Below are 25,988 nucleotides of genomic sequence, written 5' to 3'. Positions count from 1 at the left end.
ATCGTAAAAAGATGATTAAAAAAAACCGCAGGGGAGCATCTGCGGTTTTTTTCGATAATCAGTAAAAATCAGGCAGCCCTATTTTAGAGCAGCTCTTCATTAATCACTGGTTTTACAGTTTCTTGTAGGCCCTTTAAATAAGCCCCAAATAAACTTTGGCCGTTGCGTTGCTCAAGCATTCGTCGCGTTGCGTCTTTTACCTGCTGGCTGATTTGCGTCAGATCACCGGGGGCGATCTGGCTCAAACGCACAATATTAAAGTCCCCACTGATTCCGGTAAACGAATGTAACTCGGTAGCGGTGTCTCTTAGTTGCATTTTCATGACCTCACGAATCACCTCCGGAGAAGCCTTGCGCTCAGTATCAATCAGCGACACCGTGAACGATTGCGTTTCTACTGATTCGTCCTTCGCAAGTTCGTTCCAATTTTGCTCAGCACGCTGGAGTAGATTAGCACCTGCTTCCTCAGCCGCCTTGCTTGCTTTATCAGCAACCAATTTGGTTTTGATTTGATCTGAAACAGTGTCTAATGGTTTCGGAGAGGAAGGTTTAAATTCTTTCAGCCTTACAGCAACATATAAGCCATTCCCCAACTCAATCAAGTCGGAATTCAGATTTTGACTCGCCACTTGATCACTGAAAGCAGCCGCTCGTATTGCTTCATTAGATGCTATTCCAGTACCCAAAGACCGAGTAAATAGCGATGTGGTTTTAATTTCGGTTTGCAAAGAGGCCGCAGCTCCTTCAAGAGTGTCTGGTTGTTCAAACAATAAATTTCGCAACTCTTCTGCTTTTTCTATCGCTTGGTCTTCAGCCTTTGTCAGTTTGATATCTTCAGTTAAATCAAACTTCATTTGCGCCAGGTCTTTTGCTTGCGTAGCATTCACGCTTTCAACTTGAATAATATGATAGCCAAACTGCGTTTTAACAGGATCGGTGATCGCGCCGATTTCAGCAGCAAAAGTGGCCTTTTCAAACTCAGGCACCATGGCGCCTTTTTCAACTTCTCCGAGGGACCCTCCATCAGCCGCAGAGCCTGGATCATCGGAATGTTCTTGCGCTAGTGCAGCGAAGTCACCGCCATTCCTCAATTGTTCAACTAAACTATTAGCTTTTTCCAATTGCTCATCATCACCCTTGTCTCCAGAAGTGCTAAGCAGTATATGGCGGGTATTTCTAGTTTCGTCTTCGGCAAAGCTTGCAACGTAATCTTCATAAGCAGACTGAACTTCTTCATCAGTCGCTTGTTGGTCTTCTGCGAGTGAGGACGTATCAAGCTCTACATATTCAATGGAACGCCGATCCTCGTCCATGTAGTCCGCGGTATTGTCAGCGTAGTATGTTTGAATTTCGCTATCGTTGACCTCAACCTTATCATTGAAGTCAGCTTTATTGACCGTAATCAGATCAAACGTACGTTTCTCTGATTGAATCTCAAGCATGGCTCTTATTTCATCAGGCAAAACCAAGCTCGATTCTTGATAACCAGCGGCCACCTGAGAAATTCGCGAATTTTCTCGAATACTATTTTCAAATTGAGTCTTGGAAAACAATCCCGAACTGTTCAAATAGTTTTGATACAACTCAGGATCAAACTTCCCTTCAGTTTGAAATACTGGGTCTTCCTTAATCAGTGTGGCTAATTGCTCATCCCCAATCTGATAATTTTGCTCGGCTGCGACGTGATTCACCAGCGCGCGATCAATCAAGTTCTGCAGGACTCGACGTTTATAAGAGTCGCTCGAGAAAAAATCAGAGTTTGCTAAAGCAGGATTAGCCTGCGTAGCTTGCTGCTGACGATTGACTAACTGTTGTTGAAACTCTTGTTGATAAATCTTTTGCTCACCAACTTCGGCTAAAACGGGGCGTGCTTCTGTACTGGCATACTCTTGAACTCCCCAGAAAGCCATTGGGATAATAATGAGAGCGGCAATAATCCACGCAAACCAACCTGATGAGCGGTCACGAATTTCAGTTAACATAGTGATTCCTTATAGGAGTTCTTATTAAATTTCAGCGCGCCATTATAGTCGACTGTTGTAGTACAAAAAAGGAAATTAAATGCACAGACAGGGGTAATAAATTGGTTTTATCTAAAAGCACACACCATTTAGCTTGCTGAAGAGGCTAATTTCTTGAAAAAAGCGCCTGAGACGAGCAATCCTGAATTTTTTGTAATGGTGATAATCACAAAAACCAGCTCTTATTAAGAGGCAAGTTGTATTGACAATTGCCAATTAGCTAATTAGACGTATATTGCACATACAGACTTTACAATAACATCGAAGCTTACGCACATTATTGGCAACCAGTCTAAATAATATTACGCTCAACATAATGCACGATTAACGGTGACAAAGCTCACGCAACAAAACATGGAATTTAAACACATTATGAACAAAATTCTCATCGGTTTCCTACTAACCTTATCAGCCATGTTTGCGGTAAACGCACAGACATCTGAAATAGACATACCGTATACGAAGTCAACACTCAAAAATGGATTGACTCTCGTTGTTCACGAAGATAAAAAAGCCCCTGTGGTGGCCGTTAATGTCTGGTATCACGTCGGCTCCAAGGATGAGAAAGAAGGCAGAACCGGTTTTGCTCATCTGTTCGAGCATTTAATGTTTAATGGCTCGGAAAATTATAACGACGACTGGTTCAAGCCGTTCGATCGCGTTGGCGCTACCGGCATGAACGGTACGACCAATCAAGACCGTACAAACTACTATCAGGTGGTGCCGAAGAATGCATTAGAAATGGCTTTGTGGATGGAATCAGATCGAATGGGCCACTTACTGGGCGCTATCGATCAAGCCAAACTCGATGAGCAGCGAGGCGTGGTTAAAAACGAAAAACGACAAGGAGAAAACCAACCTTATGGTCGAGTTTTTAGCACGATCTTGGAAAATGTCTACCCCAAAGGTCATCCATATTCCTGGAGTGTTATCGGCTCGATGGAAGACCTAAATGCCGCTACAGTAGAAGACGTGCATGAATGGTTCAAAACCAAATATGGAGCGGCTAACGCGACACTCGTCATCGCTGGTGACGTAGACACCACCGAAGTGCAGGCGCTGGTTGAAAAGTACTTTGGGCATATTGAAGCCGGCCCTCCATTGACCAAGCAAGGCAGCTGGATAGCCAAACGACAAGGCAAACATGAACAAGTTATGTACGACCGCGTACCTCAAGCACGGCTTTATAAGATATGGAATGTGCCTGAGCGCGGTACAGAGCAAGCGGAATGGCTGAACCTTGCATCTGGAGTGCTCTCTAGCGATAAAAAATCAAGACTCTACAACCGGCTCGTATACAAAGATAAAAAAGCGACCGACATTTCAGCCTTCTCGTTTAACTCCGAAATTTCCGGCCTGTTTGGCGTCATCGCCACTGCAGCGAATGTCGATGACCTGGATTATATAAATAATGCGATCGATGAAGAACTTGCGATTTTCATGTCCAAAGGACCAACTAAGGACGAGTTAAATCGGGTTAAAACATCCAGTCGGGCTGGATTTATCAGGGGACTTGAGAGAATTGGCAGCAAAGCAGACCTTTTGGCCCAAAATCAAGTATTTAATGGCAGTCCTGACTTCTTCAAAACGTCGATTGAACGCTTCCAAAGCGCTTCTGCGAAAGACGTGATGACAGCGACAAGAGACTGGCTGAGCGATGGAGAATATACCTTGCGCGTGCTGCCATACGCCCAACATAGCTCATCCTCTAGCACAGTGGACCGAAGCAAAGGAATTCCCTCTATTGGCGATGCACCCGAAGTAAGTTTCGATCGTTTGGAGCGCGCCACACTCGATAACGGGTTAAAAATACTTTTAGCCAAAAGAGATGCCGTGCCGGTAGTACGAATGCAGCTATTGGTCGATGCTGGATTTGCAGCAGACCAAAACGTCAAACCAGGAACCGCCAACATAACGATGTCGATGCTGGACGAAGGCACGAAATCGATGGATGCGTTAGAAATCAGCTCACGACTGGCTGAAATGGGAACCAACATGAGTAGCGGCGCTAGCCTTGACTCATCCAGCGTTTCTATCAATACGATGAAAGAACATTTAGCCGATTCAGTCAAAATATTCTCTGATGTTATTTTGAATCCCAGCTTTCCTGATGAGGAGCTAGAACGTTTACGCCAACAACAACTGGCCGCCATTAAGCAAGAAAAATCAACCCCATTTGGCGCTGGTTTACGATTGTTGCCAAAAATACTCTATGGCGAAGGACATGCTTATTCCGCCCCATTTTCAGGCTCAGGCACTGAAGAAAGCGTCAAAAGCATCAGCGTTGCTGATCTTAAAGACTACCATCAAACTTGGTTCAAGGCCGAAAATGCCACTTTAATCGTGACCGGCGATATCAGTATGAAGGAAGTAATGGAGTTAACTGAAAAAGGGTTAGCCAAATTACCCAGCGGGGACTCGCCCGAAAAAAACATCAGCGACATAGAACCGCTTGAGAAATCGACCGTCTACTTGATAGACCGCCCTGGGTCTGAACAATCCGTCATTTTAGGCACGAAGATGCTGCCTAAGTTTGGTTTTGAAGGCGAACAATCATTGCAGTTGATGAACGAAGTACTTGGTGCGAGCTTTAACTCTCGAATCAACATGAACTTGCGGGAAGACAAAGGCTGGTCCTATGGTGCTAGAAGCGTTATTAGCGGCACTCAATCTCAACGACCGTTCATCACTTACGCGCCAGTGCAAACAGACAAAACTGCAGAGTCACTTGCTGAACTCTACAATGAAGTGCGAGCAATACAAGATGACAAACCAGCAACACAGGAAGAACTGGCGAGATCACTCGATAAGAAAATACTGACGCTGCCAGGCCGCTGGGAAACTGCCGGCGCAGTCCACAGCGATATTTCAACCCTTGTCCGCTACGGACTGGACGAAAGTTATTGGGATGGATACGTTAAAGATCTTCGAGAGATAAACCTGGAGCAAGTTAATGCTGCGGCGAAGGAACACATGACGCCAGATAACATGATCTGGATTGTGGTTGGAGATCGTGTTCGGATCGAAGAAAGCGTACGAGCCACAGGAGTCGGAAATGTGCTTATAGTCGATAGCGAGGGCGCCGCTGTTGAGTAGCGTTAATACCTAGCTAGAACACCAACCGAAGCCGCAGATAACACTGCGGCTTTTTTACGACTTGGGCACAGACAATTGACGGACATCGATTAAGCGTCGACCAGCCCTAGAAAAAGGACATCGAGTCCTTGAATGAAAAGAGAATTGATTCTTTGAATCAAAAAGTTGGCGGAGCGGACGGGACTCGAACCCGCGACCCCCGGCGTGACAGGCCGGTATTCTAACCAACTGAACTACCGCTCCAGCTGCATGACATCCATATCATCTAAAAAACATCAAATCATGTGCAACGTATCATACTCCTGAGATACAACACGATAATAATGCGAACATAAACATAACGAAATTCATGCTTTAAAAGAAAAAGCCTTCAACATCGTTGAAGGCTTCTCTATTCGAAAACTTGAAAAATGGCGGAGCGGACGGGACTCGAACCCGCGACCCCCGGCGTGACAGGCCGGTATTCTAACCAACTGAACTACCGCTCCGCATTTCCAAATTTTAAACTCTTTACAAAATCTTCTAGAACCTAATCTATTGACTCTGAACCTTTGACTGAAACTTAACTATTTCAATCAAGCTTTAAGAGTGGTGGGCGTTAGTGGACTTGAACCACTGACCCTCGCCTTGTAAGGGCGATGCTCTACCAACTGAGCTAAACGCCCGAATCTCGTCGAATCGGAGGCGCATAATAGCAGAACTTTCGTCGCTTGCAAGTAAGTTTTGAAGTTTTTTTAAACTCTTTCAAAACCTTCTTCAAACTCAATTGTTCTTTGCTCTGACCTCCGAAGCGGCGCTAGTTTAATGCATCTTTTAATGCTTTACCAGCTTTAAATTTAGCTTGGTTAGAAGCAGCGATTTTGATCGTTTCACCTGTACGTGGGTTACGGCCATCACGAGCTTCACGACGACTTACAGAGAATGTACCAAAACCAACAAAAGTAACGCTATCGCCTTCTTTCAAAGCGCCAGTGATTCCTTCAAGCACTGCGTCAAGCGCATCGCCAGCAGCTGATTTTGAGATATCTGCTTTAGCAGCTACTAGGTCGATTAATTCAGATTTGTTCACGATTATTTCCTCATTAGGTAAATATGGTTTTATTAGCTTTCAAGTGGGTATTAACCACTAGGCAAGCTCTCATCTAAACAGGCATTAAGTCAAAGCCGCTCGTTAAATGTTGAGAACTTGATTTATTGCCAGAAAATCCTCCAATAATGCGGACATCAATCTAATCTATCCAAATAATACTCATGGGCTATAACTGACCCTTTTAACAGGCAAACCTGTTGAGCCTACTCTGAGTACATTCTGGAGATTGATGCCAGCCCCCTATTTGATTTAACTGGCATTTGGATCAGCGAAAAGAATTTTAGTCTTGTTCTTGGGTGCGCTTCACCAATGCCGCAATAATGACGGCATTGGTGAGAAAAAACAATATTGACTTACACTTTTTTTTAGTCTTAAGCCTAGGTTTTATGCGGGTTTCAAGGATTTTTTCAGCAGAGCAGTCTAAACTGACCACTCAATAATGGTACAGATCATATTGATTTATAAGGGTAGTTTAGAAAATATGTCCAAGCCTTAATGTCTTGCCTCACTTTCCTTAGCCTTTTTTGACTTAGATGAAGAAACTGTAGTTTTTTCATCTGACTTGTTTTTTTTGCCCACTGGCACCTCAACTAGCGCTATTTCTAACACTTCATCGATCCATTTAACGGGAGTAATTGTTAAATCTTGTTTCACTTCGTCTGAAATTTCGACCAGATCCTTCTCATTTTCGTGAGGAATTATGACGTGTTTAATTCCACCTCGGTGTGCGGCCAATAGTTTTTCCTTCAAACCACCAATCGGCAGCACTTCTCCGCGCAAAGTAATCTCTCCGGTCATCGCGACATCCGCACGTACTGGGATGTCAGTTATTGCTGAAATTAGTGCGGTACACATTCCAATGCCCGCGCTCGGACCATCTTTGGGCGTAGCACCTTCAGGCACATGAATATGGAAGTCTCGCTCACTAAACAAACTCTTTTTAATGCCGAAGCCTTCGGCTCGAGAACGAATAACTGTAATCGCGGCTTGAATAGACTCTTGCATCACGTCGCCGAGCTTACCTGTCGATGTCTGCTTACCCTTGCCAGGGACGACCGCTGACTCAATCGTGAGCAACTCCCCGCCCACAGAGGTCCATGCTAAGCCTGTCACTTGGCCAACGCGGTTTTCATCCTCCGCTAAACCAAAACTGAATTTTCTCACGCCTAAGAATTCACTTAGATTATCAGCATTCACAATTACCTTGCTAAGCTTTCCGTCGAGCAACAACTTTTTGGTTACTTTACGGCAAATCTTAGCCATCTCTCGCTCCAACCCACGAACGCCGGCCTCTCGAGTATAGTATCGAATAGTGTCGGTGATCGCCGACTCCGCTATTTCGATTTCAGATTCTCGCAAGCCATTGTTAGTTTTCTGCTTCTTAACAAGATAACGCTGCGCAATATTGAGCTTTTCCGCTTCGGTATAGCCTTCCAATCGAATTACTTCCATTCGATCCAAAAGTGGCCCAGGAATATTCAAACTATTCGACGTTGCAACAAACATCACCTCAGAAAGATCATAGTCGACCTCTAAATAATGATCGGCAAATGTGCTGTTTTGCTCCGGATCTAACACTTCCAACATGGCAGAGGCTGGGTCACCGCGAAAATCGGCCGCCATTTTATCTATTTCATCCAGCAAAAACAGAGGGTTTTTGGTCTTGATCTTAGACATGTTTTGCACGATTTTACCCGGCATGGAGCCAATGTAAGTTCGCCTATGCCCACGTATTTCAGCTTCATCACGAACACCACCTAATGACATTCGGATGAATTTACGGTTGGTGGCTTTTGCTATTGATTTACCCAAAGACGTCTTACCAACGCCAGGAGGGCCAACCAGACACAATATCGGGCCTTTCATCTTTTTCAGGCGCTGCTGAACGGCCAAATACTCGAGTATGCGTTCCTTGACCTTTTCAAGGCCATAGTGATCCTCATCAAGAATCTCCTGAGCAGCGTGAATGTCACTTCGGACTCGCGAACGCTTTTTCCAAGGAACTTGAACTATCCAATCAATGTAGTTTCGAACAACCGCCGCTTCTGCTGACATGGGCGACATCATTCTCAACTTCTTCACTTCCGCATCAACTTTTTCGCGAGCTTCCTTGCTCATTCCAGACTGTTCTATCTTCTCCTGGATTTCGTCTAACTCACTTTGACCATCTTCGGATTCACCTAACTCATTCTGAATCGCCTTCATTTGCTCATTCAGGTAGTATTCTCGCTGGCTCTTCTCCATCTGTTTCTTAACTCGGCCGCGGATCTTTTTCTCGACCCGATGCATATCGAGCTCAGACTCCATGAACGACAAAACATGATCCAAGCGTTCATTTAAATCATGGGCTTCTAACAAATGCTGCTTATCATCTAATTTGAGGTCTAAAAACCCACCAATGGTGTCCACTAGCCGATCCAAATCATCAATTGACTTTAATTGGCCCAACGCCTCTGGGGCAACCTTAGAATTAATTTTGGCATAGCTTTCAAATTCAGAAACCAAGGTTCTGATAGCCACCTTCTCCTCTGCTGGGTCAGCCTCGACTGTCTCCATGGGCTCAGCTATAACTCGAAAACAATCGTCCTCTGTTACTTCAGACAAGCGAATTCTTTGCATGCCTTCGACCAATACTTTGACGGTACCATCGGGAAGCTTTAACATTTGTAGAATATTAGCCAGCACACCAACTTCATAGACATCTTCTGTTGAAGGCTCTTCTTTAGCGGCATCTAACTGCGCAACAAGCGCAATTAGTTTGCCATTATCCATTGCGTGCTCTAAAGCCAGTATCGATTTTTCGCGACCGACAAACAACGGGATCACCATGTGAGGAAACACCACCACATCACGCAAAGGTAAGAGTGGAAAAGGAGCTTGATAATCAATAACCGGAGGTTGCTCTGACATAATATACTTATCTCTTTTTTGCGCTTTCAGCTGATATTACGTAGCCGCGCTTTAAATTTATTTAACGGATTAAGAGTGGGGCTAAATTCCGCTTTTAAAAGGCATTTATTACAAAAGACCAAGAAAAACTTTAGCCACAGTCAGCCCTTACCAATAAAGTAAGCTCGCGGCTATAACTCACTCTGATCGAGAAACTGAATAGCTAACGCCCAATATAAAGCCCAATAAATGAGCACATCAGGCGTGCCGATAAAGGCTCAATAAAACACGCCGAATTTAGCCGCCATCGAACGAACCACTGATAAGCTGCCAATTCAACGTAATTCTAAAGGAACAGCGACTATGAGTACTCTACCGTCGTGACCGCAAAGCTTCGCCACACCAATGCGTCGAGCCGTTAAAAATAAACGTGCTCGTTCAAGCGCTCTTCTCACTATCTTGCTCTTCGTAAATAAACAACGGTCGAGCTCCCTCGCTTATGGTGCTTGCATCAACCGATACCTTTTGAACGCCTTCTTTCGATGGTAGCTCGTACATCGTTTCAAGAAGCGCATTCTCAAGAATGGACCTCAATCCGCGAGCACCAGTCTTTCGATCCATTGCTTTTTTAGCGACCGCCAGCAATGCATCTTCTCTGATTTCAAGTTCGACTCCGTCGAGCTTAAATAAACGTTGGTATTGCTTCACTAGGGCATTCTTAGGCTGAGTCAAAATGGTCATCAACGCATCTTCATCCAACTCTTCCAAGGTAGCAAGAATTGGTAGCCTTCCAATAAATTCAGGAATCAAACCGTATCGAACCAAATCTTCCGGCTCAAGCTTTTTCAGGTGTTCTGTGATGAAAGGGTTCTCTGACTTTGAATGAATTTGGGCGCCGAAACCTATACCACTTTTCTCCGAACGCTCTCTGATAATATGATCCAAGCCAGCGAATGCACCACCACAGATAAATAATATGTTGCGGGTGTCAACTTGAAGAAACTCTTGTTGAGGGTGCTTACGACCACCTTGTGGAGGCACTGAGGCTGTTGTCCCCTCGATCAACTTAAGTAATGCTTGCTGAACGCCCTCTCCCGATACATCTCGAGTGATTGACGGATTGTCAGACTTCCGAGAAATCTTATCTATTTCATCGATATAGACAATACCTATCTGAGCTTTTTCTACGTCGTATTCGCATTTTTGTAGCAATTTTTGAATGATGTTTTCGACATCTTCACCAACGTAACCTGCCTCAGTCAATGTCGTGGCGTCCGCGATAGTAAAAGGCACATTCAATTGTTTTGCCAAGGTTTCGGCCAACAAGGTCTTACCAGAGCCCGTTGGGCCGATAAGTAGAATATTACTCTTTGCTATATCAACTTCTGGATCGGCCTCTTGACTACGAATACGCTTATAATGATTGTATACGGCAACCGAAAGTACTTTTTTCGCAGCTTCCTGTGAAATGACGTAGTCATTCAAGCCGTCGTGAATTTCCTGAGGCGTAGGGAAAACCTCAGCTTCTTCACTGTTTGCGATATCATCGATTGCTTCTTCGCGAATAATGTCTTCACATAAATCCACACATTCATCGCAAATAAACACTGACGGGCCCGCAATCAGTTTGCGAACTTCGTGCTGGCTTTTGCCACAAAAAGAACAATAAAGTAGCTTGTTGTCTTCGTTACTTTTATTGTCGTCGGTCATAAATTCCCCTACTAAAATTCTCATATGGACTGCGATTAGGTGGCATAAACAACCTGCCTTGACACAGCTCTAAGAGTGATAAACCGATGGACTCACCCATCATTTACACACAATTATTTAAAGTGTAACTCATTAATAGACCACAATAAAATGCAAATTTGCTCAGACAGAACACTCAAACATGCAATTAATGGGTCCAATGTGCAGCGGCCAATAGAGTATTGGGTCGTTAAATACTCGCGCAAATCGCTAGCAGCGCAACGCGACCACTAACGAAGAATGTATTTCAAGCGCCCATTAAACGTTAAGCCACAACGTAGATATCTCTATACCGGTCGCTGCTCTAAAACCTCGTCGATTAACCCGTATTCCTTCGCTTCTTCTGCGCTCAAAAAGTTATCGCGCTCAGTATCTTTAGCAATTTTGTCGAACTCTTGCCCTGTATGCTTCGCCATAATTTGGTTCATCTCTTCACGAATTCGCAATATCTCTTGAGCGTGGATATCGATGTCCGTTGCCTGCCCTTGATATCCGCCTAGAGGCTGATGGATCATTACACGAGCATGCGGTAGCGCAAATCGATTACCCGCAGCTCCGGCCGTAAGCAATAGCGCCCCCATGCTTGCGGCCTGCCCAATGCAAACGGTATTCACGTTAGGTTTAATAAATTGCATGGTGTCGTAGATGGCCATCCCAGCGGTCACTGATCCACCCGGACTATTGATGTAGAGATTGATATCCTTATCTGGGTTTTCAGACTCAAGAAACAACAGTTGAGCCACAATAAGGTTTGCCATGTAATCCTCAACCTGACCCACCAAGAAAACAACTCGTTCCTTCAGCAAGCGGGAGTAAATGTCGTAGGCGCGCTCTCCGCGCCCCGAACTCTCGACAACCATAGGAACCAAACCACCAGCCGCCTGTGGGGACTCTGGAGCTTGATTGGTTGGAAATGGCGACTGAATAACAGAATTTGGATAGTTGTTCATATTGCTTTAATTATTAGGTTGGTTGCGCCCGATTCGGTAATGGGCCCGTCATATGATCACAGTATAGCGCGACTTGTTTAGTTTTTATGTAGAGACGTTTTTCATTCGCTCAAGGGGCAAAGCATAAACAAACAAAAAAAAACCGACTACGAAAAACATCGCAGCCGGCCTTCTTTATTAAATACTTTCAGTTTATTGCATATTCAGCAACTCGGATGCCACAACTTCTTCCTTTTCGACATCGGCTTTTGCCAATAAAAGGTCCACTACCTGCTCTTCAAGAACCAACGATTGCACTTGAGCCAAGGCCTGTTGATTCGACTTATAATAGTTTACAAATTCTGATGGGTCTTCATAAGATGACGCCATTTTTTCGATACGAGCATTCACCCGATCTTCATCTGGCTTCAAGCCTTCCTTATTGATGACTTCCATCATCAATAAGCCTAACGCTACGCGCTTTTCAGCTTGTGGCTTCAGTGTTTCAAATTCTGGCGCAGGAAAATTTTCCAACAACTTAGCATCAATCCCTTGCTGGAGCATTTGATTCTTTTGCTCTTCAACCATTCGCCCAGCCTCTTCACGAACCATTTTCTCAGGGATCTCAGCGCTATTTTGCTCAAGCAATGCGTCGAAGGTTCTTTGACGAATAGTGGAACTTAGCTGACCTTCCAAGTTCGTCTCTAAGTTTGACTTAACCTCTGCCCGAAGGTCGGCTACGTCGCCGCTGTCAATGCCGAAACCCTTAACAAAGTCCTCATCAATTTCTGGCAACTTACCTTCAGACACTGACTTAACGTCGATTTTAAATACCGCTGTCTTGCCGCCCAATTCTTCGTTGTAATCTTCAGGAAACACCACATCGATGTCCTTAGATTCTCCGCCTTTCATTCCCTTAACGCCTTTTTCAAAGTCTGGGAGCATTTGGCCTTCGCCCAACACAATGGCGTAATCGTCAGCCTTACCACCAGCAAACTCCTCACCATCAACGGTACCGACGAAATCCAGCATGACCCGATCGCCGTTTTTACACTTACGCTTGCGCTCTACCCAAGTGAGCTGCTGCTTAGCCATATTCTCTATGACTTTATCGATGTCCGTTTCAGCCACTTCGCTTTCAGGCTTAACAATTTTAACGCCTTCCAAGTTAAGTTTTTCAAATTCAGGATACACGTCGAAAGTGGCTGTGTACTTAAAATCTGCTCCTTTCTCAAGCTGCTCAGGAAGGATGTCAGGTTGCACGGCTGGAACAATTTTTTGTTCTTCCAACGCCTCAGCCAAACTATTTTGGATGATGTCACCCAAAACTTCATTGGTCGCAGTCCCACGATACTGCTGATCAACAATTTTCATAGGCACTTTACCGGGACGAAAGCCCTGGATTTTCACGCGCTTAGAAAGTTGCTTTAGGCGATTTTGTACGGCTGTTTCAATTTTTTCAGCAGGTACAACAACGCTCACTTTACGGCCAATGGCACTGGTTTTTTCAACTGACGCTTGCATTTATAACTCGTTATCGTTACTTAAATTAAACTTCTATTCTTAATCTTTTCTTGTGCTGCTCAATGCTGAACAAACCAGCAGGCGCACAAACAGGGGCCGGATTCTACCACTAAGGCATTGAAAGAGAAAATGGCTAATGACGTAAAAAATCGACGAATATGAAGATTCTCAGCAGATTTTGCATGAGCCACACTCAGCGGAAACTTTTTATACCTAAAAGAGTACGCTGGACCACAAAATCAACCTTGATGTAAACATGTTCCAAAGCTCGCAGAGCGCAAGCTCGAAAGGGCACTATAAAACGACTTCTTAAATGGTGCGAGAGGAGAGACTCGAACTCTCACGCCGCAAGACACTGGAACCTAAATCCAGCGCGTCTACCAATTCCGCCACTCTCGCACAACACGATTTAAGACGTCGTTAAACACTACCTGCCAATTTTCACTGCACACAGCTTAAACTGGGGTGACTGATGGGGCTCGAACCCACGACCACCGGAATCACAATCCGGGGCTCTACCAACTGAGCTACAATCACCAGATAGTTCAAAATGGTTGCTTGATTCTAAACAGTTTAAAACCAAACACAACAACATGCAAAGAGCCTTACTGAGTTGCATACCAAAAGTCATCATACAACTTTTAGCCTAACAACCAATTAAGGTTAATGGCGCGCCCGACAGGACTCGAACCTGTAACCTACGGCTTAGAAGGCCGTTGCTCTATCCGGTTGAGCTACGGGCGCTCAACCATAAACTTCATCGCGCTTGTGGCGCTTCCTCTTTAGTGGGCCATGAACTCGATGTCGATAACGTAAGTTAACAATATCCGCACTCATAACACCTAAAACTACAACGCTACTAAAACGACGAAATGGTCGGGGTGGAGGGATTCGAACCCCCGACCCTCTGGTCCCAAACCAGATGCGCTACCAGGCTGCGCTACACCCCGACGGTGTGGTAATTTTTGACCTCTTCCCAATATTTCCGCTCATTTTCTAAGTAATAATCCTCAAAAAACTTCGTTTCGATACTGTGGGAGTGAAAGAGAAATCACCCTGCAAATCGTTGAGGCGCGACTATACTCACATGATGGTAGGTCGTCAACGAAAAAGTAAAAAAAAAGATAAAAATTGTATGCTTGATTTTTTTCCTGCCTATCCCCATTAAGTCGAGATCAGTAATAACCAGAAATAGCCGCTTACAGGGCAAATATTTTAGATTATGAGCAACACACAAACTCACGTATTTCAGACTGAAATATCTCAGCTGTTAGATTTAATGATCAACTCGTTATATAGCCAGAAAGAGATTTTTCTCCGAGAGCTAATTTCTAACAGTTCGGACGCAATAGATAAGCGTCGATTCGAAGCGCTAACCGACGCCACACTGTTAAGTGATGATGAAGAGCTTGCAGTGACCATCACCACCGACAAAGAAGCCAACACAATCACTATCAGTGATAATGGCATCGGCATGGGCCACGATGAAATAATCGAAAATATCGGAACCATCGCACGCTCGGGCACAAAGAAGTTCATGCAAGCGCTTAAATCTGAAAGCGATAGCAACGGCGACGTGAGCTTGATAGGTCAATTTGGCGTTGGCTTCTACTCCGTCTTTATGGTCGCTGATAAAGTAACGCTTATCACCCGAAGAGCCGGAGCTGAGCAAGCTTACCAGTGGGAATCAGATGGAAAGGGGGAATTCACCATAGCCGATACTCAACGCGAAGACGCTGGCACGTCAATTACTTTGCATTTGCGCGATGAGGAAAGCGAGTATCTCGAAGATTTCCGCTTAAAACACATCATCAACAAATACTCTGAACACATTTCACTACCAATAAAAATGTTGGGATCTGCTCCGCTCGATGATGAGGGGAATCCGAAAGAGGGAGAAGAGGCTGAATTTGAAACCGTTAATAAGGGCACGGCGCTTTGGGCACGACCCAAGAGCGAGGTCTCTGATGAGGAGTATCAAAGCTTTTACCAGTCACTGAGCTATGACATGGAGCCCCCCTTATCCACCCTTCACCATAAGGTTGAAGGCAATCTAGAATACACCTCCCTGCTTTTCATCCCTAAGAAGGCTCCTTACGATCTGTGGAACAGAGAAGACAAAAAAGGAATTAAGTTATACGTGCGTCGCATATTCATTACTGACGACGCTGAAAACCTGATGCCAAACTATCTAAGGTTCATCAAGGGGGTGATAGATTCATCTGACCTCCCATTAAACGTATCCCGGGAGATACTTCAAAGTGACCGAGATATTAAGAAAATTAAGGGTCGTGCTGTCAAACGCGTCTTAGATGAGCTCAAACGAATAGCAAAAGACGAGCCAAACACCTACCAAGAATTTTGGAAAGAGTTCGGCCAGGTAATCAAAGAAGGCGTCGTAGAAGACATGGCCAACAAGGACAACATCACACCTCTTCTGCGCTTTGCCAGCACCGAGAGTGATGAGCAAACGGTGTCTCTAGAAGAGTATGCAGGGCGAATGAAAGAAGACCAAGACGCCATTTACTACATTACCGCCGAAAGTCACAAAGCGGCCAAAGGGTCTCCGCACCTTGAGATGTTTGCGAAAAAAGGCATCGAAGTTTTGTTGATGAGCGACCCAGTTGATGAGTGGCTTGCAAACAGCTTACCCGAGTTCAATGAAAAGCCACTGAAGTCGGTAACCAAGGGCGATTTAGAGCTCAGTGACGATGAAAAGAAGGAACAGGAAGAGCAAAAAGAAGCTCTCTCAAGCATCACAGAAAAGCTTAAAGAAGCTCTCAAGGACTCAGTCAAAGACGTAAGGTTAACCAACCGCCTAACGGAATCTCCGGCGTGTTTGGTCGCTGACGAAAACGATCCTGGTGCAAATCTGGAACGAATCATGAAGGCGATGGGGCAAGATGCTCCGAGCAGCATGCCAATCCTCGAAATCAATCCGGACCATGCTTTAATAAAACAACTCGATCAAAACAACGAGCACTTTAACGACTGGGCTCTGGTACTTTTCGATCAAGCCGCATTAAGCGAAGGCGCTCAACTCAAAGACCCAGCAAGTTACGTGAAACTTGTGAATAAATTACTGGTTAACTAGCCGTCAACACAAAAAACGCCAGCTTAACCGCTGGCGTTTTTTTTTGCGATCGATGTTATCGGCCAAGGCTCTTAACTTTCAGTCGGGCAGACTAATCCAATGATAAAAATCGATTGAGCGCCCTGTCCTTTCTAACGTTTAACGCATCAAATACCTGCCCGTTCATTACAATATAGACGCCACTTTCTTTTGATTGCAGTACCGCCAAGGCTCCACCTACGTTAAATTGCGCATCACTATCTTTAAAAATAGCGGGAGCCAAAGCCCCTGTGAGCACCACCGTTTTACCTTCAACGGCCGCCAAAGCTCTAGCCGTTTCAGGCATGGTGTCCGTCCCATGAGTCACCAAAATCTTATCTGAGGACGATGACTCAACAGCTCGAACAATGTCAGCCCTATCAGCATCCGTCATCTCTAGGCTGTCTTTAGCCATCAACGGGGTTATTTCAACGTCCAAATGTATGGGCAGGTCGACCAGCATCTTTCTGACGGCTGGCTCGCCGACTTCATATTTGCTTTTAGCATCAAAATAGATTTTATCTATCGTGCCACCCACGGCAATTGCATTAATTTTCATATTCGTTGCACAAAAAGTTCTTGATGAAAGGTCTAGATTGGAATGTAGCACGATATCAAAAACGATTGATCTCGCTATTCGCCCCTTCAACGAAAGAAAATTCGATGAACACAGATTTAGGAGCCATCAAAAATGAACTTTATTCGCAGACAACCTTACTACACAGCTCTGTTTTTGGCGCTCGCCAGCCCAACGATTTTTGCGTGGCAGCCACAGTTATTGACACACAATGAGAACCGCAGACAAACAGAGCAGCCATCAAAAACAGATGAAGACAGCCAAGATGTTAAGGCCAACACTGGTATGACGCTAGAAAAATTCAAAGCCGTCATTGCTAAAGTAGGGAGCGATGTCATGACCAGCAAAAACGGAACAATCACATTCACGTTCGATCAGGCCCAATTGATCGCCGTTGTCGCCACTCAAGCCAATCGCATGCGACTCCTCTCTCCGATAATGGCGGCCAGAGACCTTAACGACACTCAGCTTGCTGCTACATTAGTGTCGAATTATCACCTAGCGTTAGACGCCCGATACGCCGTGGGAGAAGGTGTTCTCTACTCAGCTTACATTCACCCTTTAAAAGAACTCTCAGAGCAGCAGCTGCTATCAGCCATTCGCCAAGTGGCGACTCTACGCAATACATTTGGCACCACGTATACAAGTGGGGAATTGAGCTTTGGAGTACAGCAAGAAAGTCGAATGGACATTTAGCGTCGGCAGACAACGAAACGCCTCCGATGAACCAGTCATCGAAGGCGTCATTTAAGAATCACACTAGAATTTTCTATTAACTGTTTTTCAGCGCTTCGATACGCACATCTAAAGGCGGATGAGTGGAGAACAAATTCTTCACGCTACTGTTAATACCAAACGCCGCCAATTGGTCCGGAAGCTGCCCTGCCTGCCCCTGCTTGAGTCGCTCTAAGGCCGAAATCATATTTTGCTTGCTTGAGAATTGCGCACCACCTTGATCAGCTCTAAATTCACGCTGGCGGCTAAAAGCAGCGACGATTATGCTGGCCAAAAAACCGAACACCATTTGACCACCAAAATAGCCGATCATATAACCGAATCCCCGCCCATCACGATCGATCGCCAACGCTAGCGCTCGGGCAAGAATGATCACAAACGTATTCACAACACCCTGAATCAAAGTCAACGTAATCATATCGCCATTAGCGACGTGCGCTATTTCGTGCCCCATGACCGCTTCGGCCTCTTCCCGAGTCATTGACTTTAATAAGCCTGAACTCACTGCCACAAGCGCATTATTTTTATTCGCTCCGGTTGCGAATGCGTTCACTTGATCCGTATAAAATATGCCCACCTCAGGCATGCCAATTCCCGCTTGTTCAGCCTGCCTAGCCACAGTACTAAGCAACCATTGCTCTGTGTCATTGCGGGGCTCGGTAATCAATTCCACCCCTGCACTGCGCTTGGCCATCGACTTCGACATCAACAACGACACAATTGAGCCACCAAAGCCAAACACCAAAGCCATAACTAAAAAGCTGGTGTTTTGATTCCGCCACTCGGCCGGCAAAAACATCATAACCACACTTACCACAACCATAATCGCGGCATTTGTGGCCAGAAAATATAAAATTCGTCTCACTGCATTACTCCGTCTTATAAAACTAGCGTAAAAACTGTCTATAATATGCTAACTGATTGTCAATGATTCAAGACGCTCAACATGAGAATTAATTCATATTTACAATCAAATCGTGATTTTGCGCATAAAAATCACGGCAAACCGACTCAAACAGTGAAATGTTAGCCATGTTACAGAGATTAAAACAGCTCCTCAGCCAAGAACAACAGCCTAGCGCGTCAAATGAAAACGACCTCAAGCTCGCGGCTGCTACCTTGATGTTCGAATTGGTAAGGTCAGATGGCGACGTAGACGATGCTGAAATTCAACAGATGCAAGCGATACTTCACTCGCAATTCAATCTCACTTCAGATGAAGTCACCATTTTAATTGACGAAGCTAAGAGTAGCGCTGAGGACGCCATCAGTTTACAGGGCTTTACGCGCCAGATATGCGATAACTGGAGTAACGATCAGCGTATGAAGCTACTTGAATATCTCTGGATGTTGGCTTTTGCGGATGATTACATAGACAGTAACGAACGACATTTGGTTCGAAAAGTTGCGGGCCTTTTGTATTTAACCGACCGGCAAATTAATGTTGCTCGCGAGAACGCCAAACGTGAGCTTGCTCGTAACCATTAACTTTATCAATTCAACAACACTAAGCGCGCTCACAGCGCTGGCATTCCAACGGCTCACGCCCTAAAATGGGCCAACCAAGACTTGCCTTCGTTACTGGGCGTTTGCCTACAATAAAAACAACATGACAACTACCAACCAACCGTCTCTGACCGCCAATAAGTTTGCCCGTTTATACTGCGCTGCGTTACTCGTCGCCGCGTTTACTTTGGTTGCTGGCTGCGCGCCATCACCTGAGTCTCCGGCAACCAGTTCTGCCGCAGCAAGCCCTCACAAGAAGATAACTCTCAAGCTGGCGCACGGCTGGCCAAAAGGGTTTCCAGTATTTGGGGAGTCGGTTGAAGATTACGCTGAATTGGTTAAACAAATGTCCGACGGCAAGATTGAAATCAAAGTCGACAGTGCCAGTAAGCACAAATCGGCATTTGGTATTTTCGATTTCGTTAAAAGCGGGCAATACGACATAGGTCAATCCGCGTCTTATTATTACGGCGGGAAAGACCCTGACGCTCTGTTTTTCTCTTCCATGCCATTTAGCATGACCCAGCAAGAACAAACCGCTTGGTTCTATGAGGGTGGCGGCCTTGAATTGGCCAACGAAGTCTACGCCAAACACAATATTGAACTTATGCTAGGCGGCAATACGGGTATGCAAATGGGTGGGTGGTTTCGAAAGGAAATCAACAGCATTGACGATTTGAACGGCTTGAAAATGCGCGTTCCAGGGTTTGCTGGTAAAGTCATGGCAAAGGTTGGAGCCGTGCCCACAAACATTCCGGCTGGCGAGCTTTATCAATCATTAGAGCGTGGCACTATTGACGCACTGGAATGGGTGGGTCCAGGGCTTGATTTAAGGATGGGTTTTCATAAAGTCGCGCCTTATTATTACAATGGTTGGCATGAACCTGGTACTGAGCTACTGTACTTTTTCAATAAAGACAGCATGGCCAAGCTTCCCATTTGGGCTCAATCGATTCTCAGAAATGCAGCGCGTTTAACGGCGTACAATATGAGCACTGCGTCATTTTCCGCGAACACTGACAACTGGCAGACAATTTCTCAGCAGTACCCTAACGTGCAAGTTAAGCGCTTTCCTAAAGAAGTAATTTCCGCACTAAAAGCAGCTAACGACGAACTCGTGAAACAAGAGAAGGCTCGTAGCGAGGTCGCTAAGAAAATTTTGGAATCCAGAGAAGCATACCTAGACAAGGCGAGGGATTGGACCAATATTGGCGAAAAGCTCTACTTAGACACGATCGCTGATCAATAGTACCCACCTCGACGAACATTCACCAATGAATCGAGCAATCATAGCCATCAATAAGGTGATGGACTGGATAGGAAACCTTGCCAGCCTGCTACTGATACTCGTCGTCGTCATTATGACGTTCAACGTGGCCGCCAGATACATCTACAGCTCATCGTCCATTGGACTGGAAGAGCTATCTTGGCACTTCTATGCCGCTATATTTTTACTCGGCATACCCTATGCGCTAAAATCGGGGGCCCATGTACGAGTCGACCTTTTTTATGAGCGATACACACCAAGAACAAAAGCCTTAGTGGACCTAGTAGGCACCCTGGCGTTTTTAATACCAACTTGCCTGATCGTGTGTTGGGCGGGCTGGAATTTCACCCTAGCGGCCTATCACCTCGGAGATCAACCCACTAATGTTTCCGACTTTTTCGCAAAACTGGTGAGCAGCGGTATCGGCGAAAAGTCACAAGACCCAGGTGGCTTACTCAACCGCTGGATTATCAAAGGTGTCATTCCGCTTTCTTTCGCACTCCTACTTCTCGCGGCGATAGCAGTTTTACTAGAAAAAATACAAACGTTGCTGGCGATTGCCGAGGAACATAAATGATCGGGCTATCAATATTTTTGGTTGCGCTGCTTCTATTGATGTTGGGGTATCCGGTTGCGTTTACTTTCGCCGGAATTGGTATTGCGTTTGTAGTGTTATTCGCAGAGCCTTCACAGTTGGCTCAAATTCCCTATCGAATTTACTCCAATATGGGTGATAACGGCGAGGGTCAAGTGCTCATGGCTGTCCCGTTATTTGTGTTTATGGGGATTATTTTACAACGTACAAAGCTGGCAGAGCAGTTACTAGAATCGATGGGGCAGCTATTCGGTTCAGTCCGCGGCGGTTTGGCAATATCCACCATCCTAGTGGGCGCACTACTGGCCGCTTCGACTGGTGTGGTGGGTGCAAGCGTAGTCGCCATGGGGTTGATTTCTCTGCCTGTGATGCTTAGACACGGGTATAATAAAGAATTAGCCACCGGCACTATTTCTGCCGCAGGCACGTTGGGACAACTTATTCCCCCGTCAATCGTGTTAATCATTCTTGGCGACGTACTAAGCGTGCCGGTTGGGGATTTATTCAGAGCGGCTCTCAAGCCCGGGCTTGTTCTCATTGGTTGTTACGTTGTCTACGTCTTGGCGTACGCTTGGCTCAACCCCAATGCGGCGCCCGCCATCCCCAAACGCGACGAACAAGAAAGTCGCACGCAAATCATCATCACCGCCCTGATTGCCGTCGTACCACCGTTAATGCTGATTTTGGTTGTCCTCGGCTCTATATTCAATGCTATCGCAACGCCAACCGAATCATCGGCATTGGGCTGCGTTGGTGCTGTCGTCTTAGCCCTAGTCTACCGAAAATTTTCTTTTTCAATGCTCTGGGAAAGTGCGCATGAAACGGTAAAAATAACGGCCATGGTTTTCGCGGTTTTACTCGGCGCCTCTATTTTTTCAATGGGGTTTTCTTACACCGGCGGAGAAGAACAAGTAGAACACTTGTTGCTTAATTTGCCTGGCGGTAAATGGGGCTTTCTAATCACCATTATGTTGCTGATCACGGTATTAGGCTTTTTCTTGGATTACATAGAAATCTCTTACATTGTTCTGCCGCTGGTATACGCTGTTGTGGTGGAGCTCGGCATCAACCAAGTATGGTTCGCCATTTTGGTCGCGATGAACTTACAAACCTCGTTTTTGACTCCCCCATTTGGTTTTGCGCTGTTTTACCTTAAAGGAGTCGCCCCTAGCGATGTCCATACCGAGCATATATACCGCGGCGCTATTCCGTTTATCGCGATTCAACTTACCGTCTTAATGAGCATGTTGTTCTTCCCTGAATGGTATGGCATGAGTGCAGAACAACCGTCACTTTGGTAAAGCGCGAACACTGATAGAATTCGCCACCAGCGTTGTTCACTCACACCGCCATTTAATTTAATAGCAACCGTCCTACTATTTTAGTCAGTCCATCAAATTCATAATCAGTCATAATGAGCACAGCCCAATCAGTCACGGACCCTCAACTGCCCGCCAAAGACGGCGAGATACTTCATTGGAGAAAACTTCACGGCTGCAGCACGAGCTTAGCTTCAGTTGAGCTTGCTAAACGTGAAGGTCTCGTCGTGTATGTATGCTCTGAAGCTCAACATATCTCATACGTTGAACGTGAATTGTCTTTCTTTGCGGACGGTGCTTTGCCGGTTTTGTCATTCCCCGACTGGGAATGCTTACCCTACGATCGCGTATCCCCTCACCCAGATATAATTTCTCAACGACTGCTCGCGCTACACAAACTCCCCTCGTTAACTCAAGGCATTATCGTGATACCAATCACAGCGTTAATGCAGAGACTCTCTCCAACCGACTACGTTGATGCTCACACGTTTGATTTAAACGTTAATCAAGACTTTGATACCGAAGAATTTAGAAGGCGATTAACAGATGCTGGTTACTACAGTGTTGATCAAGTCATGTCCCCTGGAGAGTTTGCTATACGCGGAGGTGTCGTGGATGTTTACCCATCAGGAATGAAGTCTCCTTTCCGGTTAGATTTGTGGGATACCACGATAGAATCCATCAAGTTATTTGATACCGAATCACAACGCACTACGGATTCGTTAGATAAGATCCAGCTTCTACCCGCCAGAGAATTTCCTCTGGATAAAGCCAGCACTGACTTTTTCCGGCAATCGTTTCGCGCCACCGTAGAGGGGGATGCTAAACAGTCGATTGTCTACCGCGAAGTAAGCAAAGGGCTCGCGCCAACTGGGACCGAGTTCTATCTACCCCTGTTTTTTCAAAACACCAGCACACTCTTTGACTTTTTGCCCAACGACTGCCATTTCATTTTGGAAGAAAGTGTCATGGAGAACGCTGAATCACTGCATCAAGAAGTCATTGAACGATACGAGAATGCAAGTCTAAATCCTGAGTGGCCACCACTGTCCCCAGAGCTACTGTTTCTGCCTCCAGACGAAATTTTCGCAGGGCTTAAACGACATAAACGCGCACAAATACTGAATTTAAACTTGCGGTCTGTAAAACACATTATTGACTACCAAACTCTGGCGCCAAAAACGTTCAACGTAAACCCGAGGGCAGAAGCCCCCTACGCGGACTTTATCCAACATTTAGATAACAGCTCTAATCGCGTATTAATGGTGGCTGAGTCAGCCGGTCGCCGAGAAAGCTTAATCGGATTGCTAAAGGAACATAATAAAGCCCCGAGTCCCGTCGACAGCTGGGGTGAATTCCTGAGCTCCAAAGAACCGCTTTGCCTGTGCGTTGCTCCGCTCGACCGCGGACTGCTTACATCAGACTCTGGGCTCGAGATAATTGCTGAATCGCAATTATACGGCGAACGGACATTTCAACGCCGCAAGCGCTCTGAGAAAAATCGCGATCCTGACGCAATCATTAAGTCTTTAGCCGAGCTGAACATCGGCGACCCCGTGGTTCACGAGGATCACGGGGTCGGTAGGTACCTCGGCTTAGAAAATCTCACGGTTGACGGGCACGATAACGAATTTGCTACCATAGAATACAAAGGCGGCGATAAAGTCTATATTCCTGTACTGTCGTTAGATAAAGTTTCTCGTTATGTTGGCGGCGGTCCAGAAACAGCCCCTCTCCACAAGATGGGTAACGACTCTTGGTCGAAACTGACAAAAAAGGCCAAAGAAAAAGCTTACGATGTGGCCGCAGAGTTACTGGAAATTCAAGCCTTAAGACAAGCTCGTGTTGGCCATTCATTCCCATCGGCTGACCATAGTTACGATGCTTTCTCTGCAGGGTTTGGTTTTGAAGAAACCCCTGATCAACAACAAGTAATCAATGACGTGATCAGCGACATGACCTCCGCTAGGCCAATGGATCGCCTAGTCTGCGGCGACGTTGGCTTCGGTAAAACCGAAATCGCTTTGCGAGCTGCCTACATGGCCATTGCCGGTAACAAACAAGTTGTCATGTTGGTACCGACCACGCTCCTCGCTCAACAACACTACAATAATTTCGCAGACCGTTTTGCAGATTGGCCCATCAACGTAGAGCTATTTTCGCGCTTTCGCACACCCAAGCAGACCGCAGAAGGCATCAAAGGAATCAAAAATGGCACCATTGACATCGCTGTTGGGACCCACAAACTCATTCAAAAAGACGTTGAGTTCAAAGACCTGGGGCTCATGATCATTGATGAGGAGCATCGTTTTGGTGTGCGTCAGAAAGAACAGCTAAAGAAGTTGCGTAGCCAGGTCGACATTCTAACCCTGACAGCCACCCCGATTCCAAGGACACTCAATTTTGCACTGAGTGGCTTGCGTGATATTTCTGTGATTGCAACTCCGCCTCGTGCACGTTTATCTGTAAAAACGTTTGTCAGAGAGTGGGATGATGCATTGCTTAAAGAAGCCATCGTGCGTGAAATAAGGCGTGGAGGGCAAGTCTACTTTTTGCATAACGAAGTCCAAACCATAGAAAAGATGGAAGCTCGAATCCAAGATCTTGTTCCCGAAGCTCGAATCAAGATTGGGCATGGGCAAATGCGTGAACGAGAATTGGAAAGTGTGATGAGAGACTTTTATCACCAACGGTTTAACGTTCTACTTTGTACAACCATTGTTGAAAGCGGCATAGACGTACCGACGGCGAACACGATCATTATCAACAAATCCGATCGTTTTGGCCTAGCTCAGCTCCACCAACTTCGTGGGCGCGTTGGTCGGTCGCATCATCAGGCCTACGCTTATATGATTTCGCCCCCGCTTAACACGATGACCGAAGATGCGCGCAAGCGTCTAACAGCAATCGAATCACTCGATACTTTGGGAGCGGGTTTTGCCCTTGCCTCCCAAGACTTGGAGATTCGAGGCGCCGGTGAGTTACTTGGCGAATCTCAAAGTGGCATGATTGATCAAATTGGTTACAGCATGTACTCAGCCTTTTTGGAGCAAGCCATCGCCAGTATTCAGCGTAAACGTAAAATCAAGAACGGTGAACATGTAGAGGACGGCGACAAATCCTTCACTGATCAACGGGTTGAGATCAATCTTAATATTCCAGCCCGTTTTCCAGATGCGTACTTACCGGATGTTCATCTTCGTTTAACCATGTATAAGCGTATAGCAAGTGCCAATTCAATGGGGCTGCTGGAAGAACTTCAAGTGGAAACAATAGACCGGTTTGGGCTGCTCCCGGATGCGGCCAAGAATCTATTCAGCATTGCTGAATTGAAACTAAAAGCTGCACAGCGTGATATAAAATCGATTGAGGTAGGACCGAGCGGCGGAGTCGTAAAGTTTGTAGAGAACCCTCAGATTAATATCGACAACATGATGCGCACGATAGCCTCGCGCCCTAATGAGTATCGATTCACTGGAACTGAGAGCATTCAAATATCGCGCGACATGCCCGAGTCCCAAGACCGCTTCAACCTAGTCGACGATGTGATTACGCTAGTGACTTAGCCAAATCAACGTG

16 protein-coding genes and 7 tRNA genes are annotated in these 25,988 nt (G+C 45.7%); 8 read left to right on the top strand and 15 right to left on the bottom strand.

All coding sequences use genetic code 11. From position 1 onward, the window contains the following. Window positions 1–83: 83 nt before the first annotated feature. A complete protein-coding gene (locus tag ABWW54_RS11905) occupies window positions 84–1,982 on the bottom strand; it encodes a peptidylprolyl isomerase (RefSeq protein WP_353412498.1) in 1,899 nt (632 codons plus the stop codon). 411 nt (window positions 1,983–2,393) lie between these two features. Here ABWW54_RS11905 and ABWW54_RS11900 point away from each other — a divergent pair, with 411 nt between their 5' ends. Further along, a complete protein-coding gene (locus ABWW54_RS11900; RefSeq protein ID WP_353412497.1) occupies window positions 2,394–5,117 on the top strand; it encodes a M16 family metallopeptidase in 2,724 nt (907 codons plus the stop codon). A 166-nt stretch (window positions 5,118–5,283) separates the two neighbouring features. On the opposite strand, the gene ABWW54_RS11895 is transcribed toward ABWW54_RS11900, so the two are convergent. The 12 genes from ABWW54_RS11895 to ABWW54_RS11840 all read right to left on the bottom strand — a co-directional run bounded on the left by ABWW54_RS11895 (window position 5,284) and on the right by ABWW54_RS11840 (window position 14,248). Further along, a tRNA-Asp gene (locus ABWW54_RS11895) sits at window positions 5,284–5,360 on the bottom strand. A 168-nt stretch (window positions 5,361–5,528) separates the two neighbouring features. Further along, window positions 5,529–5,605: transfer RNA gene (locus ABWW54_RS11890), tRNA-Asp, on the bottom strand. A gap of 101 nt (window positions 5,606–5,706) precedes the next feature. Further along, window positions 5,707–5,782 (bottom strand) — tRNA-Val (locus ABWW54_RS11885). A 131-nt stretch (window positions 5,783–5,913) separates the two neighbouring features. Continuing rightward, the gene (locus ABWW54_RS11880; RefSeq protein WP_353412496.1) at window positions 5,914–6,186 is read right to left on the bottom strand and encodes an HU family DNA-binding protein; all 273 of its coding nucleotides are present in this window, start codon (window positions 6,184–6,186) and stop codon (window positions 5,914–5,916) included. A gap of 513 nt (window positions 6,187–6,699) precedes the next feature. Next, window positions 6,700–9,117 (bottom strand): endopeptidase La, encoded by a 2,418-nt coding sequence (lon, locus tag ABWW54_RS11875; protein ID WP_353412495.1) that lies wholly within the window; start codon window positions 9,115–9,117, stop codon window positions 6,700–6,702. A 417-nt stretch (window positions 9,118–9,534) separates the two neighbouring features. After that, the gene (clpX, locus tag ABWW54_RS11870) at window positions 9,535–10,806 is read right to left on the bottom strand and encodes an ATP-dependent Clp protease ATP-binding subunit ClpX (RefSeq protein ID WP_353412493.1); all 1,272 of its coding nucleotides are present in this window, start codon (window positions 10,804–10,806) and stop codon (window positions 9,535–9,537) included. A 326-nt stretch (window positions 10,807–11,132) separates the two neighbouring features. Next, window positions 11,133–11,795 (bottom strand): ATP-dependent Clp endopeptidase proteolytic subunit ClpP, encoded by a 663-nt coding sequence (gene clpP, locus ABWW54_RS11865; RefSeq protein ID WP_353412492.1) that lies wholly within the window; start codon window positions 11,793–11,795, stop codon window positions 11,133–11,135. Between the two features lie 192 nt (window positions 11,796–11,987). Further along, entirely contained in the window at window positions 11,988–13,298 is a 1,311-nt protein-coding gene (tig, locus tag ABWW54_RS11860) for a trigger factor (RefSeq protein WP_353412491.1), read from the bottom strand. Between the two features lie 314 nt (window positions 13,299–13,612). Further along, window positions 13,613–13,697: transfer RNA gene (locus ABWW54_RS11855), tRNA-Leu, on the bottom strand. Between the two features lie 62 nt (window positions 13,698–13,759). After that, a tRNA-His gene (locus tag ABWW54_RS11850) sits at window positions 13,760–13,835 on the bottom strand. A gap of 130 nt (window positions 13,836–13,965) precedes the next feature. Then, a tRNA-Arg gene (locus ABWW54_RS11845) sits at window positions 13,966–14,042 on the bottom strand. Between the two features lie 129 nt (window positions 14,043–14,171). Further along, window positions 14,172–14,248: transfer RNA gene (locus ABWW54_RS11840), tRNA-Pro, on the bottom strand. 272 nt (window positions 14,249–14,520) lie between these two features. Here ABWW54_RS11840 and htpG point away from each other — a divergent pair. Further along, window positions 14,521–16,392 carry a molecular chaperone HtpG gene (htpG, locus tag ABWW54_RS11835; protein WP_353412490.1) on the top strand — a complete coding sequence of 624 codons (1,872 nt, stop codon included), beginning with the start codon at window positions 14,521–14,523 and terminating at the stop codon, window positions 16,390–16,392. A 91-nt stretch (window positions 16,393–16,483) separates the two neighbouring features. On the opposite strand, the gene ABWW54_RS11830 is transcribed toward htpG, so the two are convergent. Next, entirely contained in the window at window positions 16,484–16,969 is a 486-nt protein-coding gene (locus ABWW54_RS11830; RefSeq protein ID WP_353412488.1) for an asparaginase domain-containing protein, read from the bottom strand. 132 nt (window positions 16,970–17,101) lie between these two features. On the opposite strand from ABWW54_RS11830, the gene ABWW54_RS11825 reads away from it, so the two are divergent. Beyond that, window positions 17,102–17,683: a hypothetical protein gene (locus ABWW54_RS11825; RefSeq protein WP_353412487.1), complete on the top strand. Its 582-nt coding sequence runs from the start codon at window positions 17,102–17,104 to the stop codon at window positions 17,681–17,683. Between the two features lie 76 nt (window positions 17,684–17,759). Here the strand turns inward: ABWW54_RS11825 and htpX are convergent, their stop codons facing one another. Then, the gene (gene htpX, locus ABWW54_RS11820) at window positions 17,760–18,587 is read right to left on the bottom strand and encodes a protease HtpX (RefSeq protein ID WP_353412486.1); all 828 of its coding nucleotides are present in this window, start codon (window positions 18,585–18,587) and stop codon (window positions 17,760–17,762) included. Between the two features lie 167 nt (window positions 18,588–18,754). On the opposite strand from htpX, the gene ABWW54_RS11815 reads away from it, so the two are divergent. The 5 genes from ABWW54_RS11815 to mfd all read left to right on the top strand — a co-directional run bounded on the left by ABWW54_RS11815 (window position 18,755) and on the right by mfd (window position 25,975). After that, window positions 18,755–19,210 (top strand): tellurite resistance TerB family protein, encoded by a 456-nt coding sequence (locus tag ABWW54_RS11815; protein ID WP_353412484.1) that lies wholly within the window; start codon window positions 18,755–18,757, stop codon window positions 19,208–19,210. 121 nt (window positions 19,211–19,331) lie between these two features. Beyond that, complete coding sequence (locus ABWW54_RS11810; protein ID WP_353412483.1) at window positions 19,332–20,477, top strand: TRAP transporter substrate-binding protein; 1,146 nt, start codon at window positions 19,332–19,334, stop codon at window positions 20,475–20,477. 25 nt (window positions 20,478–20,502) lie between these two features. Then, window positions 20,503–21,072 (top strand): TRAP transporter small permease subunit, encoded by a 570-nt coding sequence (locus ABWW54_RS11805; protein WP_353412482.1) that lies wholly within the window; start codon window positions 20,503–20,505, stop codon window positions 21,070–21,072. After that, window positions 21,069–22,391, top strand: a complete 1,323-nt coding sequence (locus ABWW54_RS11800; RefSeq protein ID WP_353412481.1) for a TRAP transporter large permease — start codon at window positions 21,069–21,071, stop codon at window positions 22,389–22,391. The genes ABWW54_RS11805 and ABWW54_RS11800 overlap by 4 nt, the downstream gene beginning before the upstream one ends. 113 nt (window positions 22,392–22,504) lie before the next feature. Further along, complete coding sequence (gene mfd, locus ABWW54_RS11795; protein WP_353412479.1) at window positions 22,505–25,975, top strand: transcription-repair coupling factor; 3,471 nt, start codon at window positions 22,505–22,507, stop codon at window positions 25,973–25,975. The last annotated feature ends 13 nt before the right edge of the window (window positions 25,976–25,988 follow it).

It is taken from the genome of Arenicella sp. 4NH20-0111 (genome assembly GCF_040366405.1).
Taxonomy (GTDB): Bacteria; Pseudomonadota; Gammaproteobacteria; order Arenicellales; family Arenicellaceae; genus Arenicella.
Note: the sequence above shows the minus strand (reverse complement) of the source record. Positions and strands in the feature narration are given on the sequence as shown.

Excerpts from the sequence above, each read along its gene's own strand:
- ABWW54_RS11905 (WP_353412498.1), bottom strand. The coding sequence starts at position 1,982 with ATGTTAACTGAAATTCGTGACCGCTCATCAGGTTGGTTTGCGTGGATT.
- ABWW54_RS11900 (WP_353412497.1), top strand. The coding sequence starts at position 2,394 with ATGAACAAAATTCTCATCGGTTTCCTACTAACCTTATCAGCCATGTTT.
- lon (WP_353412495.1), bottom strand. The coding sequence starts at position 9,117 with ATGTCAGAGCAACCTCCGGTTATTGATTATCAAGCTCCTTTTCCACTC.
- clpX (WP_353412493.1), bottom strand. The coding sequence starts at position 10,806 with ATGACCGACGACAATAAAAGTAACGAAGACAACAAGCTACTTTATTGT.
- clpP (WP_353412492.1), bottom strand. The coding sequence starts at position 11,795 with ATGAACAACTATCCAAATTCTGTTATTCAGTCGCCATTTCCAACCAAT.
- tig (WP_353412491.1), bottom strand. The coding sequence starts at position 13,298 with ATGCAAGCGTCAGTTGAAAAAACCAGTGCCATTGGCCGTAAAGTGAGC.
- htpG (WP_353412490.1), top strand. The coding sequence starts at position 14,521 with ATGAGCAACACACAAACTCACGTATTTCAGACTGAAATATCTCAGCTG.
- ABWW54_RS11830 (WP_353412488.1), bottom strand. The coding sequence starts at position 16,969 with ATGAAAATTAATGCAATTGCCGTGGGTGGCACGATAGATAAAATCTAT.
- ABWW54_RS11825 (WP_353412487.1), top strand. The coding sequence starts at position 17,102 with ATGAACTTTATTCGCAGACAACCTTACTACACAGCTCTGTTTTTGGCG.
- ABWW54_RS11815 (WP_353412484.1), top strand. The coding sequence starts at position 18,755 with ATGTTACAGAGATTAAAACAGCTCCTCAGCCAAGAACAACAGCCTAGC.
- ABWW54_RS11810 (WP_353412483.1), top strand. The coding sequence starts at position 19,332 with ATGACAACTACCAACCAACCGTCTCTGACCGCCAATAAGTTTGCCCGT.
- ABWW54_RS11805 (WP_353412482.1), top strand. The coding sequence starts at position 20,503 with ATGAATCGAGCAATCATAGCCATCAATAAGGTGATGGACTGGATAGGA.
- ABWW54_RS11800 (WP_353412481.1), top strand. The coding sequence starts at position 21,069 with ATGATCGGGCTATCAATATTTTTGGTTGCGCTGCTTCTATTGATGTTG.
- mfd (WP_353412479.1), top strand. The coding sequence starts at position 22,505 with ATGAGCACAGCCCAATCAGTCACGGACCCTCAACTGCCCGCCAAAGAC.